We start from the raw sequence: 14748 nt of genomic DNA, 5'->3' as shown, positions 1-14748 counted from the left end.
CCTCGCGAACGCCCGGAGCCGGCCGGGACCCGCTATCGGACGTTCGGAGCAGAGTAGGGCCGCGGTTCGCGAGGGCCGCACGCAGCCCCGCTGCGCAGCCGAACCCTCTTGTCGCGCAGCGTGTACACCCGGTCGGCCCGCGGCAGCACCGCCGGGTCGTGGGTGATGACCAGCACGGCCCGGCCCGCCGCGGCGGCGAGCAGGTCGTCGAGGACGGCGTCGCGGGTGTCCGGGTCGAGGTGCGCGGTGGGCTCGTCGAGCACCAGGACCGCCGGGTCGACGAGCAGTGCGCGGGCCAGCGCGAGCCGCCGGCGCATCCCGCCCGAGAGCCGCGCGCCGTGCGCGCCGACCTCGTCGTCGAGGGCCAGGCCGGCGAGCCCGACCCGGCGCAGGACGTCGGTGAGGTGGGCGTCGTCGGCGTCGGGGGCGGCCAGGCGCAGGTTCTCCCGGACCGTCGAGTCGAACACGTGCGGGTCCGCGGGAACCCCGGAGACCACCGCACGGACCTCGTCGGGCGGGCGCAGGGCCAGGTCGTGCCCGTCGAGCCGGACCGACCCCGCGCGCGGGTCGAGGAACCGGAACAGCACCGCGGCCAGCGTCGACTTGCCCGACCCGCTGGCACCGACCAGCGCCACGACCTCCCCGCGTCCGACGTCGAGGTCCACCCCGTGCAGGACGGTGCGGCCGCGCCCGTCCGGTCCCGGCCCGGGCCAGGCGGCGGTGAGCCCGCGGACCTGCAGGTCACCGCGGCGCGGCAGCGGTCCCGGCCCCGGGTCGCGGTGCACGACGGCGGGTGCGGCGTCGAGCACCGGCACCAGCCGGGCCAGCCCGGCGCGGACCGCGGCGAGCCGCGCCGCGGCGGCCGGGAGCGGCGCGACGATCTCGAACGCGGCCAGCGCGGTCAGCACCAGCACGGCCAGCGGGACCGCGCCCAGGGCGCCGGCGTCGACGGCGGCGACGCCCAGGAGCAGCGTCCCGGCCAGGGTGAGCCCGGCGACCAGGGCGCCGGACCCCGCGCCGAGGCCGAGCAGTGCGGCGTCGCGGCGGGCGGTGCGGGTCAGCTCGGCGTCGGCGTGGGCGACCGCGTCGACGGCGCGGCCGGTCGCGCCGTGGGCCAGCAGCTCCGGACCGCCGTCGAGCAGGTCGACCAGGGCGGTCGCGAGCCGGTCCCGGGCGACGCCGGCGCGCTCGGCGGGCCGCCGCGACAGTGCCGCGGCCAGCGCGGGCACCGCGACCCCGGCGAGCAGCAGCCCGGCGGCGAGCAGCGCCCCGCCGGGGACGTACAGCGCGGTGGCGAGCAGCACCGCACCGGACCCGGCGACCCCGGCCGCGACGACCGGCAGCACCCCGCGCACCACCAGGTCCTGCACCGAGTCGGTGTCGCCGACCAGCCGGGCGACCAGCTCGCCCGACCGGAACCGGCGCACCGGCTCGGTGGCGGCGAGCCGGGCGTAGACGCGGCCGCGCATGTCCGACAGCGCGCGCAGCGCGGCGTCGTGCCCGACCAGCCGCTCGGCGTAGCGGGCCACGCCCCGTCCGACGCCGAGGGCACGGGTCAGCACGACGGCGACCGACAGCGCCGTCACCGACGGGTGCTGCGCGGCGGTGGCGAGCAGCCAGGCGGCCAGCGACAGCAGCCCGGCGCCGCAGGCGGTGGCGAGCGCGCCGAGCAGCGCCCCGCCGACGACGCCGCGCAGCCGGGGCGCCAGCACGCTGCGGGCGAGCGACCAGGGGCTCATCGCGGGCCTCCGGCGGGTGTGGTCGCGACCGGGGTGATCGTGACGGTGCGGTCGGTGTGCTCGGCCCAGCCCGCGTCGTGCGCGACGACGACCGCGGTGCGCCCGCGGAGCAGCTCGGCGGCCGCGGTGCGGACCGCGTCGGCGGAGTCGGGGTCGAGGTGCGCGGTCGGCTCGTCCAGCAGGACCAGCGGGGCGTCGCGCAGGAACGCCCTGGCCAGCGCGACCCGCTGCCGCTCGCCCGACGACAGCTGCGCGCCGCCCTCGCCGAGCACGGTGTCCCAGCCGTACGGCAGCCGGGCGACGACGGCGTCGAGCCCGGCCCGGCGTGCGGCCGCCCGCACGGCGTCGTCGGTGACGCCCGCGTGGTCCCGCCCGGCGCCGAGCCGGACGTTGGCGGCGACGGTGTCGGCGAACAGGTGCGGCTGCTGCGGTACCCAGGCCACCCCGCGGCGCCAGGCGTCGAGGTCCAGGTCCGCGAGGTCGGCGCCGGTGCCGTCGCGCCCGTGCACGGTGACGGTGCCGCCGGTCGGGGCGACCATGCCGAGCAGCACGCCGAGCAGGGTGGACTTCCCGGCCCCGGACGGGCCGCGCAGCAGCACCGTCTCCCCGGGGGCGAGGTCCAGCGACAGCCCGGCGACGGCGTCGGCGTCCGCGCCGGGGTAGCGCACCCGCAGCCCGTCGACGGTCAGGCCGCGGCCCGCCGGGTCGGCCGCCGGCACCGGTGCGGTCCCGCCGGGCGCGCCGCCGGCCGGACGGTCCAGCTCGGCGAACACCTGCCGGGCCGCGGCGACGCCCTCCATGCTGGCGTGGAACCGGGCACCGACCTCGCGCAGCGGCAGGTAGGCCTCCGGGGCCAGGACCAGCACGAACAGCGCGGTGGCGTAGTCGAGGTTCCCGTAGAGCAGCCGCAGCCCGACCTCGACCGCGACCAGGGCGACGGCGAGCGTCGCGAGGACCTCCAGCACGAACGCGGACAGGAACGCGACCCGCAGGGTGCCGGTCATGGCGTGCCGGTGGGCGTCGGTCGTCTCCCGGACCTTGCCCGCGACGACCTGCGCACGGCGGAACAGCGCAAGCGTCGGCAGCCCCTGCACGACGTCGAGGAAGTGCCCGCCGAGACGGGACAGCAGCCGCCACTGGCGGTCGGTGCGGGCCCGGGTGTGCATCCCGACCAGGGCCATGAACAGCGGGATCAGCGGCAGCGTGACGGCGATGACGACCGCGGAGATCCAGTCCGCGTCGGCGACGACGACCAGCACCGCGACCGGGACCAGCACCGCGAGCACCAGCTGGGGCAGGTAGCGGGCGAAGTAGTCGTCGAGGGCGTCGAGGCCGCGGGTGGCCAGGGTGACGATCTCACCGGAGGACCGCCGCGGGTCCGGTGCGGCGAGCGCGAGCCGGCGCACGAGCTGCATCCGCAGCTGGGACTTGGCGCGGGCGGCGCTGCGCAGCGCCGCGGACTCCGCGCCGTAGGACAGCAGCGCCCGCGCCACCGCGACGACGGCGACGCCCCCGACGAGCCAGGCCAGGGTGTCGAGCCCGGCTCCCGGCCCGGTGCGTGCGCCGTCGAGGCCGAACGACGGCGTCGCCCCGGCCACCACCCGCGACACCAGCCAGGCCTGGGCGAGGATCAGCCCGGTCGCGGCGACCCCGCAGACCGCGGCGACGGCCAGGTGCACCCGGACCGCGCTCGCCGTGCGCAGCAGCCGGGGGTCGACCGGCGGGCCGCCCGCGGGCGGCGCCCCGGCGGTGGCGGACGGGGTGGACACGGTCGTCATCGTGGGGCCGGTACCGCGGTGTCACCAGTGTCGGAGGTCCCGGCCGGGGCGACCCGCGCCCCGCCGAGGCGACGGCGGAACACCCAGTAGCTCCAGGACTGGTAGCCGAGCACCAGCGGCAGGAACACGGCCGCGATCCAGGACATGACGCCCAGCGTGTACGGCGCGGACGCCGCGTTCGCGACGGTCAGGGTGTGCGCGGGGTCGGTCGTCGAGGGCAGCAGCGTCGGGTACAGCTGGCCGAACAGCACGACCGACAGCCCGCCGATCGCGAGCGCGGTGGCGGTGAACGCCCACCCCTCGCGGCCGGCCAGCAGCGCCACCCCGGCCGCGGCGAGGGCCGCGCCGGAGACCCAGGCGACCGTGGTGGTCCAGGACGGCTCGCGCAGCGCGATCGTCGCGGCCAGGAACGCGACGGTCACCAGCAGCACCGGGGCCACCGCGCGCAGCGCGAACCGCCGCGCCCGGTACCGCACCGGCCCGTCGGTCTTCAGTGCCAGGAACACCGCGCCGTGCAGCAGGAACAGCGCCGTGGTGACGACGCCGCCGAGCAGCGCGTAGCCGTTCAGGAGGTCCCCGAGCGACGCGGTGACCACGGTGTTCTGCCCGCTGCCCGGGGCACTGAGCACGGTGGGCAGGCCACGGACCAGGTTCGCGAGGACCATGCCCCACACGAACGCCGGCACCAGCGACCCGAGACCGATCAGCAGGTCCCAGCGGGCCTTCCACGGCGCGTCGGAGCGCTTGTGCCGGTACTCCAGCCCGACCCCGCGCACGATGAGGCCCAGCAGGACCAGCAGCACCGGGAGGTAGAGGCCCGACAGCATGGCGGCGTACCAGGCGGGGAACGCGGCGAACATCGCGCCGACGGCGGCGATCAGCCACACCTCGTTGCCGTCCCACACCGGGCCGATCGCGCCGAGGGCGGCCTCGCGGTCGTCCTCCTCGTCGCGGCCCAGGACGCGGACCAGCATCCCGACGCCGAAGTCGAACCCCTCGAGCACCAGGTAGCCGGTCCACAGCACGGCCACGGCCAGGAACCAGATCGTGGGCAGGTCCATCGTCGTCCCTCCGGGGTCAGTAGCTGAACGCCGCGGGGCGGCGCTCGGCGTCGGTGTCGGCGTCGTCGGCGGGGCCGGGCGGGGCCGCGGGGGCGGCGGGTCCGGCGGCGACGTAGCGGAACAGCAGCCGCACCTCGACGACGGCGAGGATCCCGTACAGCGCGGTGAACGCGGCCAGGGAGAACGCGACCTGGCCCAGGCTCACGCCGGGAGACACGCTCTGCGCGGTGAGCAGCTCGCCGTGCACCGTCCAGGGCTGGCGGCCCATCTCGGTCAGCACCCAGCCGGCGATGTTCCCCGCCAGCGCCGCGGGCAGCGCGGCGACCACACCCCGGTAGGCCCACCGCGACAGCCGCCCGGCCGGAGCCGGTGCGCCGTCGCGGGTGAAGCCGGGCAGCCGGCCGCCGCGGGTCAGCCAGAGCCCGGCCGTCGCGACCGCGACCCCGGCCAGGCCGAGGCCCATCATCAGCCGGAACGCCCAGTAGAGGACGGCGATGTTGGGCCGGTAGTCCCCGGGCCCGTAGAGCGCCTCGTACTGCGCCTGCACGTTCTCGATGCCCTGCACCGGACCCCACGGGCTGCCGGTGGCCAGGAAGCTCAGGACACCGGGGATCTGCACGTTGACGTGGTTGCGGCTGCCCTGGACGTCGCCGACGGCGAACAGCGAGAACCCGGCCGACTCCTCGGTCTGCCACAGCGCCTCGGCCGAGGCGAGCTTCATCGGCTCGTAGGTGGCGGCCAGCTTGGCCTGGTGGTCACCGGAGGCGATGACCAGCACCCCGGCCACGAGGGTGACGAGGAACCCGGTGCGCAGGGTCTTCCGGAACAGCGTGTGCTCGCTCGGGTGCGGCGCCCGGTCGCCGGACCGGCTCCAGCGTTCGCGCATCAGCTTCCAGGAGCTCACCGCGGCGACGAACAGCCCCGCGATCAGGAACGCCGCGGCGACGACGTGGGCGTAGGTCGACCAGGCCTGCGGGTTGGTCAGCACGGCGCCGATGTCGGTGAGCCGGGCCCGGCCGGTGGCGCGGTCGACCTCGTAGCCGACCGGGTTCCGCATCCACGCGTTCGCCGCGAGGATGAAGTACGCCGAGAGGTTGGACCCGATCGCCGCGGCCCAGATGCAGGCCAGGTGCACGCCCTTCCGCAGCCGGTCCCACCCGAAGATCCACAGACCGATGAAGGTGGACTCCAGGAAGAAGGCGATGAGCGCCTCCATCGCCAGCGGTGCGCCGAACACGTCGCCGACGAAGGTGGAGTAGGCGCTCCAGTTCATCCCGAACTGGAACTCCTGCACGATCCCGGTGACCACGCCCATCGCGAAGTTGATCAGGAACAGCTTCCCGAAGAATTTCGTGGCGCGGAGGTACTCCTCCCGGCCCGTGCGGAACCAGGCGGTCTGCAGCGACGCGACGATCACCGACAGGCCGATGGTCAGCGGCACGAACAGGAAGTGGTAGATCGTGGTGATCCCGAACTGCCAGCGGGCCAGGTCGAGCGCGTCCATCCGGACCTCCCGAGCGAAGTTCTACGTCCAGTAGTAGTTCTACCGTAAGTAGAAGGTCGGTGGGGGGCCGGGCCCGGTGGCCCTGGACACGCGGGTCGCCGCGGAGGCGCTCAGCCGCCGGTGCGCGGGTCGAAGGCGCCGTGCTCGCGCAGCACGTCGAGCACCTGCGGCAGGTCGGCGAAGGCCCGTTCGACGTCGGCCGGGGCGGCGACGCGATGTGCGTTCGCCTCGATGTAGGCGCGGACCGCGGCGTCGAACCGCTGCGCGCCGACGGCGTCGCGACCCGCGAACAGCGCCGCGGCACCCTGGTCGTAGACGCCGTCGACGAGGTCGGTGAACCCGCCGCGGGAGTCCCAGAACGACATGGGGGCGCCGATCGGGCCCGCGACGTCGCCGGGCCCGAAGCTGCCGATCCGGTACAGGTCGCGCTGGTCGGCCACCAGGGCCTGGGCCCAGGTCGTGAACGCCTCGTCCAGCCACGGGTCGCGGGCCTGGTCGTTGCCGACCAGCGCGTAGAACCAGGAGTGGGCGATCTCGTGCGCGGCCAGCGACGGGCGGGTGGCGTCGTCGACGTCGCCGAACTGCAGGTGGGTCGGGAACTCGACGCCGTCGCTCTGGGTGGGCACGACCGTCAGCCAGAGGTCCGGGTACGGGTAGGGCCCCAGGAGCCGTTCCAGGGCGGGCAGGAAGCGGGCGACCTCGCCCTGCCAGTCCTGCGCGGAGCCGCGGAGCTCACCGCCGCGCCGGGCGCCGGCGCGGCCCGCGGTGGGCAGCGCGACGTGCACCCTCGTGGCGCCGACCGTGGACCCGGTGACCTCGTAGGCGCCGACGGCGACCGCGACGTCGCGGACCGCGTCGGCGGCGAAGGTGCGGGTGAGCCGCCCGCCGCCGGCGTCGCGGGTGCCGGTGGCCGTCCCGACCCCGACGACCTGCTGGTCCGCCGCCGCGGTGACGGCGAGCGAGGCGAGCCGGTAGTCCTCGGCGACGACGGTCTCGCCGGACATCTGCACGGCGGGGGTGCGGACCCAGCCGCGGCCGCGGACCCAGTCCAGCACCGGCAGCGGGCTGCCGAGCCAGGCGGTGCCCGCCGACGGGGAGTACCCGATGCGTTCGGTGGAGTCCTCGCCGAGGGTGAGGGCGAACCCGAGCTGCGCGGTGACGGTGGTGCCCGCGTCGACGCAGGACGGCAGCGGCAGCTCGACGAGCGTGCCGGGTGCGCCGTCCGGGGCGCCCGCCTGCTCGGTGCGCGGGGTGACCGGGGTGCCGTCGACGCTCGCGTCGGTGACCCGGGACGACCCGCCGTCGGAGACGACGGTCGGCCGGTTGGTCCAGAGCCGGAAGACCAGCTCGCAGATCCGGGCGTCGGGGGTGAAGCGGACGGTCTGGCGACCGGTGGCCGAGGACAGGTCCGGGGCGAGGTCCAGCGACGCATCGACGACCGGGCGCTGCGGCCACGGGGCCGCCCGCTCGACCTGCGGCACACCGGCCGCGCAGCCCCCCAGCACGGCCAGGACGACGGCGACGCCGACGAGGGCCCGGCGCCGCCGGGTCAGGTCGATCATGACGGCGAGGCTATCCGTGGTGCCCGCGGGCGGCGACCGGCGTGCGGCGCCGCCCGGCTACGCCACCCGATCGCGGGCCCGGCCGCGGAGCCGGTCCCGGACGGCGTGCGCGGGCGCCGACACGACGGTCTCCAGGGGGCCGCGCCCGACCGCGCGCCGCCAGGCCAGCCCGATCCCGACCGCGACGGCGACCTGCCACAGGTAGCCCTCCCAGGGGCCCAGGTCGTCGAGCGGGGAGTTCATGAACAGGATCGAGCCGACGTAGAGGGTCAGCGTCATCGACCCGGCGGCGGCGAGCGGGCGCAGCAGGTGCCCCAGCAGCGGCCCGGCACCGCGGGCGGTGACCGAGGCCAGGAGCAGGACCGCGCCGAGCACGGCGAGCGCGGACCCGGTGGTCTGGACGACGTCGAGCGGCGTGCCCGAGTGCGGCGCGACGGTCGCGAGCCACCACCACGTCGAGGTGGGGGTGACGCCGTCGGGGTAGCCGGTGACGGCATCGACGATCGTCGGCGCGCTGTCGAGGATCTCCGGCGGGCTCACCGCGGCGATCGCGGCGTACCCGCCGCCCGGGCCGAGCAGCCACATCGACAGCCCGGTGGCCGCCGTCGCCGCGACGACACCGCCGGCCAGCAGCGCCGCCGCCGTGCGCCGGTCCGAGAGCCGCAGCCGGCCGACCACGATCCCGACCGCCATGTAGGCGAGCCAGACCACCGCCGGGTAGGCGCCGGTCAGGGTCAGCTCCGACAGCAGCGCGCCGGGGTCGGTGACGAGGTCGAGCACCGAGGGGTTGCCGAGGTCGGGCACCGGCAGGAACGGGCGCACCAGGTGCGAGAGGACCGGCACCCCGGTACACAGCAGCACCGCGAGCGGCGCGAGTACCCGGGTCGGCAGCGCGACGAGCGGTATCGCGAGCAGGAACGCGACCGCGTAGTAGGGGAGGATGAGCGCCGCGATCGACGGGTCGGTCCAGCTCAGGGCCATTGCCAGCACCATGAGGACACCGGCGCGGGTGGCGAGCATCGCGGCCGTGGCGCGCAGGTCGGGGCCGGTGCGGACCCGGGCGCGCCCGGTCATGAACGCGAACGAGACCCCGGCGAGGACGGCGAACAGCGCCGCGGAGCGGCCGCCGAACACGAGGTAGCTGGGCGTGGGGGTGCCGTCGTCGGTGGCCTCGACGAGGGCGTGCACGGCGATGATGCCGAGCAGCGCGACCCCGCGGGTGGCGTCGACGCCGAGCAGGCGCGAGGTGCGCTCGCGGGGCGGTGCGGGCTCCGGCGCGGCCGGGGGAGCCGGGTCCGGGGCGGGCGTGGCCCGGGTGGTGGCCGGGAGCACGGTGGTGGTCTCCGTGGACTCCGTGGTGTCCGGTGGTGCGGACGCGGTGCGCAGGGTCCGCGCGGGTACCGACGGGGCAGGCGGGGGACCCGCGGTGCGGGGGGCCGGGACGGCGACGGTCCTCCCGGGCGCGGTGCCGGGCGGAGCGGAGGGCCGGCGCGGCCGGCTCGCGGGCCGGGTGGCGGCGTCCGGCCGTCCCTCCGGGGCGCGGTGGGTGCCGGTCCGCCGGGGCACGCCCGGTACGGGGACGAGGGCGGGCACCGGCGGCCGGGGCGGCGCGGGGCGGTCGGTGCCCCGGCGGTGGCTGCCGGGCGGCTGCGGTCGGGTCATGTCAGAACCTCGTCGATGAGCTGGTGCCCCAGGTCGCGGGCGTCGGCCGGGTGCAGCCCGGCATCGGCGAACCAGTCGGGTCCGGCCTCGGGATGCGGGCCGACGACGCCGACCCGGCCGCGCCCGAACGCGGTCACGGCGGCGGCGACGAGCCCGTCGGGGTAGCGGGCGAGGACGGTGCCGGAGTCGAGCAGGAAGTGCGGGCCGTCCTGGAAGAACAGGGTGCGGTCGCGGCCGCGCCAGTCGATCCGGACCAGGGCGTCGCCGTCGTGGCCGACGGTGGCGCCGGGGGAGTCGATCCAGCGGTCGGTGTCGCCGGGCAGCAGGCCGAACCCGGGGGTGGCCCCGGCCAGGTAGCCGCCCAGGCAGAACCCGAGGTAGCGGCCGCCGTCGCCGACCCAGTCGCGCAGCGGGCCGGTCGCGGGCCGCATCGTGCGCCACGCCGCGGACAGGGTGCCGCCGCCGGGCTGGGCGTAGAGCGTCGCGCGGGCGAGGGTGTCCGCGGTGAGCGGGAGCCGTTCGCGCGGGCCGGTGTAGTGCACGTCGAACCCGTGCCGCGAGGACGCCAGAAGCGCCGCCACCGACTCCGCGCACCCCGTCGGCCGCGACGCCGGTCCGCGGTAGACCAGCGCCACCGGGCGGTCGCCGCCGGAGAGGGCGGGGCCGCGGCGGCCGAGCAGCCGCCCGAACAGGCTCACCGCGGGCCCGGCCCGGAGCGGACGGGACGGTGGTCGCGCGGCTGCGGCACCGGAGGCGGGGCCGTCCCCGGTCCCGGCCGGTGCGGCACGGCGGGGAGGGCCGGTGCGGTGGGTCCCGCGGAGCGCGCCGCGGGGATCGGGACGCGTGCGGCAGCGCCTGCTCCGGTGGTCGGTCCGCGTTCCGCGGAACGCGCCCCGCGGTCCGGCCCGCCGTCGCCCGCGCCGGCGCGGTCGTCGGTGTCCGCGGCGGCGCGGCGGTGCCGCGCACGGGGCGTGCTGCCCGGCCCGGCGGGGGCGCGACGGCTGTGCCCGGCGCCGGCGGGCCCGGTCCCGGGGGCACCGGCCGAGCCGGCGGCCCCCGCGCGGTGCCGGCCGGTGCTGCCGCGGCGCGGGGCCTGGCGCCCGGCCAGGACCGAGCGCATCAGCAGCGTGCGGCCCGGGTCGTCGGCCCCCTGCACCCGGGTGAGGACCATCGTGCGCTCCGGGTCGACGGCCGCGACCCGCACGGTCCCGGCCACGGTCCCCGGCGCCGCGGCGGGCAGCACTGCGGGCGGCACGACCGGTGCCGCGTCGGCCGTGGCCGCGTCGGGCACCGCGCGGGCGGTGATGCCCCGGTACCGGGAGCCGGGCGGCAGGTGCTCGCCCTTCATCACCAGCGACAGCGGGTCGAGCCGCGCCCCGGCGCCGACCACGGCGTCGTAGAGCACGATCGCCCGGTCCCCGACCGACGCGCCGTCCGCGACCGACACCGTCGACATCTTCATGACCCGGTCCTCGAACAGGTGGGTCTGCAGCGACACGTCCCGCCCGACGACGGCGTCGTCCCCGATCTCCACCAGGTCGTACTCGGTGAGGTAGGTCGTCGACACGCAGGTCCGGCGTCCGACCCGGGCGCCGAGCAGCCGCAGCATCGGCGGCAGCAACGGGGTCCCGGACAGCATGCTCAGCAGCCCGGGCACCGCGGAGGCCTCGTAGAGCCCGGTCACGAACTCCGAGCGGCGCACGAACCGGCTCCATAGCGGTTCGGTCCGCGGCCGGTAGGTGCCCACGACCAGCCACTTCACCGCTGCGACCAGCAGGACCAGCGCGAGCGCCGAGGCGAGCGCCAGCACCGGTGCCGCGAGCACGACCTGCCACGCGGCGCCGGTGCGGGCCACGTCGGACAGCCCCTGCAGGAACAGGTAGATCGACACCGAGATCGCCGAGGCGGGCAGCGTGGCCCGCAGGAACTCGATGCCGAGCCGCTCGGCGACGCGGCGCCGCGAGGGCGCGAACGTCAGCGACTCCGGGTGGTCCCCGGAGTCCTGGCGCACCGGCAGGTGCATCGCCGGGGACCCCAGCCAGGTGGTGTCGCGCGGCACGCCCGACGCCGGCGGCACCGTCGCGACGCCGACCAGCGACTCGTCGCCGAGCGTCGACCCGGCCGGGACGACGGCGGCGTTCCCGACGAACGCGCGCCGCCCCACCAGCGTCGGACGGCGGACCATCCAGCCGTTGTGGAAGGTCGCGCTGCCCACGCTCGCCATGTCCGCGACGAAGCTGCCCTGGGAGATCGTCAGCATCTCCGGGTCGATGTGCGAGGCGGTGGACACCTCCGCGCCGCGCCCGATCCGGGCGCCGAGCAGCCGCAGCCAGCCGACCGTGTAGAGCGTCGAGTACAGCGAGTTGGTGTAGGTCAGGCTCATCTCGAGGAGCTTGTCGCCGAACCACTTGCGCAGCCCCAGCGCGGAGCGCGCCGGGAAGACCCCGGGCCCGGTGCGGGGCGCGACGGCCCACCGGCCGACGGCCACCAGCACGCACACCGTCACCACGAACACCGGCCCGACCAGGGCGGCGACGAGCAGGGCGGGCCCGTCGCCGAACAGCAGCAGCGACGACCACACCAGCAGCACCGCCGGGACCAGCGCCAGCAGCGACACCAGCTCCAGCGCGACGATCCCGGCCAGCGCGGCCGCCCGCTGCGGCCGCGTCCAGGACGGCGCCGGGCCGCGCTCGGTCAGCTCGGCGACCGCGGCGTCGGCGGCGTCGGGCACCGCGGGGGACCCGGCCCAGTGCTCGGCGGGCGGCACCACCTGGTCCGCGGCGAGCGCGGACTGCTCCCCGACGACGGCGTCCGCACCGACCACCGCACCCGGTTCGACGACCGCGCTGGCACCGACGTGGGCGCCCTCGCCGACCGCGATCGGGGCGACGGTCACCCAGCCGTCGGCCAGCGTCCAGGGCCGCAGCGCGGCGCCGTGGCCGACGGTGGCGCCGTCGCCGATCCGCAGCAGCGCGGGCATCGACACCACCGAGGTGCCCAGGTGCACGTCGCGGCCCACGGTGGCGCCGAGCGTCCGCAGGTAGGCGGAGGCGAGCGGGCCGCCGGACAGCACCGGCAGCGGCGACATCGACAGCAGCAGGTCCGCGGCCCACAGGCGTAGGTGCACCCGTCCCCACATGGGGTACCGGCCGGGTGCGACCCGGGCGGTGAGCGCGCGCACCGCGAGCGGGGCGAGCAGCCAGCGCTGCAGCAGGAAGATCGCGGTGGCGCCGAGGGCGAGCTGGGCCAGCACGTCCGGGGCGACCCGGCCGCCGTGCCAGGCGTACACCCCGGCCGCGGGCAGGGTCATGACCAGCATCAGCACGAACAACGCGGCGCCCTGCGCGGTCCCGGCGGTCGAGTAGCGGCGCCGGGAGTGGCGCAGCGGCTCCGGGCGCGGCGGCGGGGGCACGGAGCCGTCGCCGCCGTCGCCCGACGCGTCGGGGTCCAGTGCCGCGGCCAGGCCACGGACCGTCGGGTGCTCGTACAGGTCGCGCACCGCGGGGGAGCGGCCGACGCCGCGCTCGCGCAGCAGGGTCACCAGCCGGGCGGCGAGCAGCGAGTGCCCGCCGAGCTCGTCGAAGAAGTCGGCGGTGACCGAGACCTGGCCGGCGTCGAGCGCCAGCACCTCGGCGAGCACCGCCCGGACCCCGGTCTCCAGCTCCGTCGACGGCTCGACGTGCGGGCCGTGGGCCACCACGATCCGCGGCCCGGACGGGGCAGGCAGCCGCGGCCGGTCGACCTTGCCGCTGGGCATCATCGGCAGCGTGTCGAGCACCTCGACGTAGCCCGGCACCATGTACTCGGGCAGCCGGGTCCGCAGCAGCTCGTGCAGCGCCGCGCGGTCCACCGGCCCGCCCGGCCCGGTGGCCGGGACGACGTAGACGGTCAGCTCCTCGCCCGTGCCGTCGTCGGTCCTCGCGACCGCGGCCACGGCGCTCTCCACGCCGGCGTGCTCCAGCGCGACGGTCTCGATCTCGCCCAGGTCGACGCGGTGCCCGCGGATCTTGACCTCGTCGTCGGCGCGGCCCAGGTAGACGATCTCGCCGTGGTCGTCGAACCGGGCGAGGTCACCGGTGCGGTAGAGCCGCCCGTCGCCGTTCGCGGGCGCCGCGGGGTGGTGGACGAACCGGTCGGCGGTCTTCTCCGGCAGGTTGACGTAGCCGATGCCGACCCCGGGGCCGCCGATGCAGAGCTCGCCGACCTCACCGCGGGGAACCTCGCGCAGGGCGTCGTCGAGGATCACCGCGGAGTAGGTCGGTACCGGACGCCCGATCGTGACCGGCTTCCCCGGGTGCAGCTCGCCCCAGGTGCAGGTCACGGTGGTCTCGGTGGGGCCGTAGGTGTTGAGCATCCGCCGCCCGGGGCGCGCCCAGCGCTCCACCAGGCCGGCCGGGCAGGCCTCGCCGCCGACGAGCAGGGTGCGCAGCGCGGGCAGCTCCCGCGGGATCGTCGCCAGCAGGGTCGGCACGCAGCACAGCACGGTGACGCCGGTGGCGGCGAGGAAGTCGCCCAGCTCCGCGCCGATCCGGCGCGAGTCCGTCGGCCCGACGACGAGCGTCGCCCCGGCCGCGAAGGTCGGCCAGATCTCTTCGATCGAGAAGTCGAAGGAGATCGTCATGCCCTGGTGGACGCGGTCGTGCGGGCGGATGTCGTAGACGCCGGTGATGACGTGCACGAAGTTGCAGATGCTCGGGTGGGCGATCGCGACGCCCTTGGGGCGCCCGCTGGAGCCCGAGGTGTAGATGATGTAGGCCAGCGGCGCCGGGTCCGGGTCCGGGGCGGCCGGGGCGAGCGGGTGACGGGGGAGCGCGGCGACGGCGTCGACGCAGGTGTCGAGCAGCACCAGCCCGGGCGTGGGCAGCTCGCCCGCCAGGTCCGTGGTGGTGACCAGCAGGTCCAGCCCGGCGTCGTCGCGGATGTAGCCGACCCGGTCCGCCGGGGCCGCCGGGTCGATCGGGACGAACGCGGCGCCGGTCTTGCCGATCGCCAGCAGCACCGCGTAGGTCCGCCAGGTCCGGTGCAGCAGGATCCCGACGCGCCGGCCCGGGCCCGCGCCGAGCCCGGCCAGGTGGCGGGCGAGCTGGTTCGCGCGCGCGTCCAGCTCGGCGTAGGTCAGCTCCAGGCCGCCGTCCTGCAGCGCGACCGCCCACGGGGTCCGGGCGACCGTGGCCTCGAAGAACCGGTGCAGGCGGTCCGGGTGTCGCGCGGGCGCACCGGCCGGGGCCGGGCGCGCCACGGCGACCCCCGCGCGGGGCGGGGACATCGTCACGTGCCGTCATCTCCCTACACGGCGGCGGATTGCTTCCTCCGGTCCGGCGGGGGAGCACCCTGTGGGTTCAGGGGTACGGACCGGTGAGGCCGCCGTGGTCCCCCGTGACATCGCCACGGGGGCGGGGGCCTGTTACGGCGAGCGAGTAAGCGATAGGTGCTCAGTTTTAC

At 76.8% G+C, this 14748-nt stretch carries 8 protein-coding genes; all 8 read right to left on the bottom strand.

Annotated features, from left to right (window positions below):
- Window positions 1-32: 32 nt before the first annotated feature.
- The gene (cydC, locus tag ND486_RS02925) at window positions 33-1739 is read right to left on the bottom strand and encodes a thiol reductant ABC exporter subunit CydC (RefSeq protein WP_251782695.1); all 1707 of its coding nucleotides are present in this window, start codon (window positions 1737-1739) and stop codon (window positions 33-35) included.
- Window positions 1736-3508 (bottom strand): thiol reductant ABC exporter subunit CydD, encoded by a 1773-nt coding sequence (gene cydD / locus ND486_RS02920; RefSeq protein ID WP_251782693.1) that lies wholly within the window; start codon window positions 3506-3508, stop codon window positions 1736-1738. The genes cydC and cydD overlap by 4 nt, the downstream gene beginning before the upstream one ends.
- 5 nt (window positions 3509-3513) lie before the next feature.
- Window positions 3514-4578 (bottom strand): cytochrome d ubiquinol oxidase subunit II, encoded by a 1065-nt coding sequence (gene cydB, locus ND486_RS02915; protein ID WP_251782692.1) that lies wholly within the window; start codon window positions 4576-4578, stop codon window positions 3514-3516.
- A 16-nt stretch (window positions 4579-4594) separates the two neighbouring features.
- On the bottom strand, window positions 4595-6082 hold the full coding sequence (locus tag ND486_RS02910; protein WP_251782690.1) for a cytochrome ubiquinol oxidase subunit I: 1488 nt from the start codon (window positions 6080-6082) through the stop codon (window positions 4595-4597).
- Window positions 6083-6192: 110 nt separating this feature from the next.
- Window positions 6193-7644 (bottom strand): M1 family aminopeptidase, encoded by a 1452-nt coding sequence (locus ND486_RS02905; protein WP_251782689.1) that lies wholly within the window; start codon window positions 7642-7644, stop codon window positions 6193-6195.
- Between the two features lie 57 nt (window positions 7645-7701).
- Complete coding sequence (locus ND486_RS02900; RefSeq protein ID WP_251782687.1) at window positions 7702-9306, bottom strand: heparan-alpha-glucosaminide N-acetyltransferase domain-containing protein; 1605 nt, start codon at window positions 9304-9306, stop codon at window positions 7702-7704.
- A complete protein-coding gene (locus tag ND486_RS02895) occupies window positions 9303-10004 on the bottom strand; it encodes a BPL-N domain-containing protein (RefSeq protein WP_251782680.1) in 702 nt (233 codons plus the stop codon). Before ND486_RS02895 ends, ND486_RS02900 begins: the two co-directional genes overlap by 4 nt.
- Window positions 10001-14572 (bottom strand): Pls/PosA family non-ribosomal peptide synthetase, encoded by a 4572-nt coding sequence (locus tag ND486_RS02890; RefSeq protein ID WP_285898214.1) that lies wholly within the window; start codon window positions 14570-14572, stop codon window positions 10001-10003. Before ND486_RS02890 ends, ND486_RS02895 begins: the two co-directional genes overlap by 4 nt.
- Between the last annotated feature and the right edge of the window lie 176 nt (window positions 14573-14748).

Origin of the sequence: Pseudonocardia sp. DR1-2 (assembly GCF_023717215.1) — a bacterium.
GTDB classification, from domain to species: domain Bacteria; phylum Actinomycetota; class Actinomycetes; order Mycobacteriales; family Pseudonocardiaceae; genus Pseudonocardia; species Pseudonocardia alni.
The sequence above is the reverse complement of the archived record's forward strand: the minus strand, read 5'-3'. Positions and strand labels throughout refer to the sequence as shown.

Bases quoted from the DNA above. Each gene is read 5' to 3' on its own strand.
- cydC (WP_251782695.1), bottom strand. From the start codon at position 1,739: ATGAGCCCCTGGTCGCTCGCCCGCAGCGTGCTGGCGCCCCGGCTGCGC.
- cydB (WP_251782692.1), bottom strand. From the start codon at position 4,578: ATGGACCTGCCCACGATCTGGTTCCTGGCCGTGGCCGTGCTGTGGACC.
- ND486_RS02910 (WP_251782690.1), bottom strand. From the start codon at position 6,082: ATGGACGCGCTCGACCTGGCCCGCTGGCAGTTCGGGATCACCACGATC.
- ND486_RS02905 (WP_251782689.1), bottom strand. From the start codon at position 7,644: ATGATCGACCTGACCCGGCGGCGCCGGGCCCTCGTCGGCGTCGCCGTC.
- ND486_RS02900 (WP_251782687.1), bottom strand. From the start codon at position 9,306: ATGACCCGACCGCAGCCGCCCGGCAGCCACCGCCGGGGCACCGACCGC.
- ND486_RS02890 (WP_285898214.1), bottom strand. From the start codon at position 14,572: ATGTCCCCGCCCCGCGCGGGGGTCGCCGTGGCGCGCCCGGCCCCGGCC.